This is a genomic window from Chamaesiphon sp. GL140_3_metabinner_50 (assembly GCF_025361915.1).
In the GTDB taxonomy this organism is placed as follows: Bacteria; Cyanobacteriota; Cyanobacteriia; order Cyanobacteriales; family Chamaesiphonaceae; genus Chamaesiphon.
This window is the reverse complement of record NZ_JANYJC010000098.1, coordinates 1-4,121: the sequence shown is the minus strand read 5'-3', so window position 1 is coordinate 4,121 and position 4,121 is coordinate 1. Positions and strand designations below refer to the sequence as shown.

At 44.0% G+C, this 4,121-nt stretch carries 4 protein-coding genes and 1 tRNA gene; 1 reads left to right on the top strand and 4 read right to left on the bottom strand.

The window, feature by feature from the left end:
- From Q0R35_RS05250 to Q0R35_RS05240, 3 genes are all read right to left on the bottom strand, one after another.
- Nucleotides 1-1,473 (bottom strand): CBS domain-containing protein (locus Q0R35_RS05250; protein ID WP_295615039.1); only part of this gene is annotated, 1,473 nt, incomplete at its 3' end.
- Between the two features lie 44 nt (nt 1,474-1,517).
- Nucleotides 1,518-1,661, bottom strand: coding sequence for a hypothetical protein (locus Q0R35_RS05245; protein WP_295615038.1), 144 nt, complete (start codon nt 1,659-1,661; stop codon nt 1,518-1,520).
- Between the two features lie 122 nt (nt 1,662-1,783).
- Nucleotides 1,784-1,856 (bottom strand) — tRNA-His (locus Q0R35_RS05240).
- Nucleotides 1,857-2,158: 302 nt separating this feature from the next.
- On the opposite strand from Q0R35_RS05240, the gene Q0R35_RS05235 reads away from it, so the two are divergent.
- A complete protein-coding gene (locus tag Q0R35_RS05235) occupies nt 2,159-2,518 on the top strand; it encodes a DUF4359 domain-containing protein (protein WP_295615037.1) in 360 nt (119 codons plus the stop codon).
- A gap of 34 nt (nt 2,519-2,552) precedes the next feature.
- Here Q0R35_RS05235 and Q0R35_RS05230 read toward each other — a convergent pair whose 3' ends face one another.
- A complete protein-coding gene (locus tag Q0R35_RS05230; protein WP_295615036.1) occupies nt 2,553-3,749 on the bottom strand; it encodes a transporter substrate-binding domain-containing protein in 1,197 nt (398 codons plus the stop codon).
- Nucleotides 3,750-4,121: the final 372 nt, after the last annotated feature.

Here is a 4,121-nt window from a genome sequence, read left to right as displayed (position 1 = left end):
AGTAATAGGCAAAGTTGGTGGAAATCCCCCTAAATCCCACTTGGAAAGGGGGACTTTCAAAGCCCCCTTTCCAAGGGGGTTGGGGGATTCAGATCTAGAAACGAAGTCTAGCCGACTTGTGCATATACCATCGCCTTGATGAGGGGGGGTAATTCCATCAATCTGATGATGGTGCAACTGGCGCAAAACATCGGTGCGCGTCACTATCCCTACCAACTTACCATCGGCTAACACTGGCAACCTGCCGATATCATAAGTCACCATTAATTCCTCAATTTGAGGGAGGGTAGTATCTGGCGTAACAGTTCTGACTTGTGTTGTCATGTAGCCTTTAACTGGTGCGTGACTGAAGCCGTGATGTAAGGCAATATCTAGATCCCGTCGGGAAATGATGCCAATTAATAGATCCGATCGATCTACAATCGGTAAACCAGAATGCCCGTATCTTAATAACATCCGTTGCGCTTCGGCAATAGTGGTTTCTGGGCGAATTGTGCGAATTGGTGCAGACATCAAATCTCTAGCCATCGGTGGCTGAGGTATCGCCGCTGTAATAGCATCTAAAAGCTGAGTTAATGTCGCTGCTACATCGACACCCCGCAGACTTACCGCCGCCGCTTGCGGATGCCCCCCACCACCTAATGGTTCAAATAATACCTGAAGATCGACACTCGGAATCTTCGATCGACCGATAATCGTTACCCGATTTTCATTTTCCCCGGCGGGAAATTCATGGGTTAATATTAAAACATCCAAATCGGCAATACTCGATCGCATCTGGGCGATAAGACTCGATAACCCCGTAACAAACTGCTCGGTTTTGAGGCTTAAATAGCCGATATTTTTACCACATATAGCTAAGTACCGAACATCCCTCAGAGCTACCTGCAATAACTGTTGCAACTGCGGCGATAATCCCGGCTCGACATACTCCCCAATCGCTGCTAAATTTGCCCCTTGCTGCATCAACCATGCTAAAGCTAGAGCATCCCGCGTCGTACTCATTTCATACGTTAACGAGCCAGTATCGACATGGATACCCAGTGCCATTACCGTCGCTTCAGCAGTCGTTAACGAAACATTTGCCCCCTGGAGTCGCTCGGCAATTATCGTCGTCGTCGCACCCACAGGCTCGATACATACCTGGGTGGCGGGAATATCGCTAGCTTGACCGAAATGATGGTCGTAAACTACGATCGAGTGTAAGCTCGGTAAATCTAGCCATTCCGCCGCTTTACCCAAACGTTGACGTTGCTGTGCGTCTACAATCTGCACCGAGCGGATTTTTTCTGGCTCTACCGATCGTCGTTCGATCGTGGGATACTCGTCTCGATATAGTGCCAAAAAGTCTTTGACAGTTGGATGCGCCCCCCCAGTCAGCACAATTTTACTCCCCGGTAACAGCCGCGCCAATCCTACCGCCGCCCCCAGTGTGTCAAAATCCGCCGTAGTGTGGCAAAGAATTACATCCATCTCTTAATTCAACAGTTAATTATCCACTATCCACTATCCCCTAATCAACGACTCGCCCGTCGATCCTGCTCGCGGCGTTGACGATCGCGCCAGCCTGATAAAGTTAGATAGATAATGCCTAATGTAACGATCGTCAGTAGTCCGAAAGCCGCAATACCTAAAATTGGGAGCAGTCTATTAGTATCCATCGATCGCGCTGGTATTAAAAAGATTATTTAGCTTAATTCTAACTCTTCAGCACCGCTCGAATGCTATGAAAAAGTCCTCGATCTCACGATCGAAGACTTCTGAATTAATCTGAACCTATAAGGGCGAACGACGGGATTCGAACCCGCGAGTGGAGGCACCACAAACCTCTGCCATAACCACTAGGCGACGCTCGCCACGATTTACTCGTATAAACAATCATAGCACGAGTTAACCAAAATATCGTAGCCTGGTGCAATAAATTTTGAGATGAGCGTGCAGCCATCTGACGATTCGGATTGCTGCGCCAGCGACAAGCTAGAGTTCCAATCGATCGAGAAGTCAGGAATTTGCGGTAATTCCAGTGAAGATGACTGAAAATCCCTCAGTTTAAAATCTCGATCGTTCTTGCTATGGCAGGATTTGACAAGTTTTTCATGCCACAGCTCGATCGGTCTAGGGTTGCAGTAAAATGATAAGTGTGTAGGTTGGGTACCTTATGAAAGCGTGGCAGATAGTCTTATTAAGTATTTTGGGATTGTGTGGGATGGGATTTTTGACAAATCCCGATCGAGCCGCTTATGAAACCTATGCGATCGAACAAGTTGGCGAACTCGCTAGAGATCGGTGCTCTCAAGCTCCAGCCGGATTGGGTATTTTGCTACAAGCACCGTGTCGAGCTGCAATCGAATCCTTAAAACCCCAAATTCGCCCCTTATTATCGGCGACTACCACCCGTCAAAACTGGCTATTTTTCAGCATTTATCGATCGGATATCTCGATTCCCGCGATCGATTTCAAGGGACGAGTCGAATCGATCGGGATTTTTAATAAATTTTGCACTTATAAAACTCCCTAATCGTCTAGGTTAGGTAGTAAATATTCAATCTTATTTATTTAGCACTAAACCACTTATCATAAATTTCTTGATACTTACCATTTTCTTGAAGCGATAGCAATGCGTTGTTAATTGGTTTGCGGTAAGGACTGCCATTAGGTAACGCGATCGCGTAACTTTCTTTCCTAAAAATATTTCCGACTACTTGAACTTTGCCTTTACCATCATGAGCGGCATAATAAAGTAAAATTGGTGCATCAAAAACAACTGCATCTACATTACTACTATTTAAAGCATTAAAAGCTTCATCGATTTGTTTGAATTCTTTGGCTTCGATCTTTTGCTGGCTGAGGTAGTTGGCAGAAGTAGTATTCACAATTGTCGCGACACGTTTGCCTGCGAGATCTTGAGGACTTTTAATATTACTTTGGAGTCGATCGACTGTTAAAGAAGTAGTCACCGTTGCTGTAAAATAAGCAATAAATACCACACTAATAAACATCCAAATTACTGCCATAATTCTTCCCAAAGCACCTTTGGGCATCTCTTCCGCTTGAGTCGCTAGAGTAGCGGCTGCCCACCAACAGGTTTTAAAAATACCTGGGAAATAATTACTATTTTCTAAAAAGCCGCCCTGATGTTTGCGCTCTACCAACCAGACAATATGTGCGGGAATGAGAATAATAAGTAACATCATTCCTAATAACTGGAGAAATTCTGGTGTAAATAAAGAGTCAACTAATCTAGCGATCGAGCTTTGTTGACCTTGACTGCGAACTAATATTTGCAGCCCAGAATCAAAGATTGGTTGCGAAAAATCAAAGTCTTGTTCTCGTTGGGATGTAACTGAAATTGCTGAAATTCCAACATCGGCTTGTCCCGATTTAACTGAATTCAATAATTCGCTCACATTACCATTTTTGACGAAAATTGATTTTGCGTCTAATTCTTGAGCGATGTTTCTCCATAACTCGATACTAAACCCACCTAACTCACCATTTGCTTCAGTTACAAAGGGTGAGACTAACCTAGTAGCTATTTTAAAAGTTTTACCACTAATTACTACTGGAGCAACAGCACTGGGAGTAGCAGTAGTTGATGGCTGAGGTTTTGGTTGGGCACTAACAGGATCTAAATGAAGTGGACTGAAGATTAACACGATTGCCAGCGTAGCAATCGCGATCGTTGCCAGCATAATTAACTTATTCAACCATCGCTGAATGTATCCTAAATGAGATCGGTTGAGTTTCATCGGGTTGTGGGTACCTTAGAACTAAAGGTTATCTTTGCGTTTCTAAATTATTATCGATATTGACATTTAAATTGCGTATTTAGCGTTTAAGATAGACAGAATTCAAACTAATCAAAAACTCTCGCACTATTTCAGTGCGTCGATTCATGTCAGGTTGTTGACGACAGAATGCGGATTGCAGCAACTTTATTTTTAAAAACTACCATCAAATCCGTTCCCGCGAACATCTCCTGATGGAGAATCTCAATTTTCATAATGAGAATTGCTAGGAGATAGGGGATGAGATGTCATTACTTAGAGGCTTGCAATTTAATAAACTACCAGTGGGTCTAGGTTTCGACTTCGCTCAACCTCTGAGGGTTGAGCGAAGTC

Coding starts and splice junctions, on each gene's coding strand:
- Q0R35_RS05245 (WP_295615038.1), bottom strand. CDS start 1,661: ATGGATACTAATAGACTGCTCCCAATTTTAGGTATTGCGGCTTTCGGA.
- Q0R35_RS05235 (WP_295615037.1), top strand. CDS start 2,159: ATGAAAGCGTGGCAGATAGTCTTATTAAGTATTTTGGGATTGTGTGGG.
- Q0R35_RS05230 (WP_295615036.1), bottom strand. CDS start 3,749: ATGAAACTCAACCGATCTCATTTAGGATACATTCAGCGATGGTTGAAT.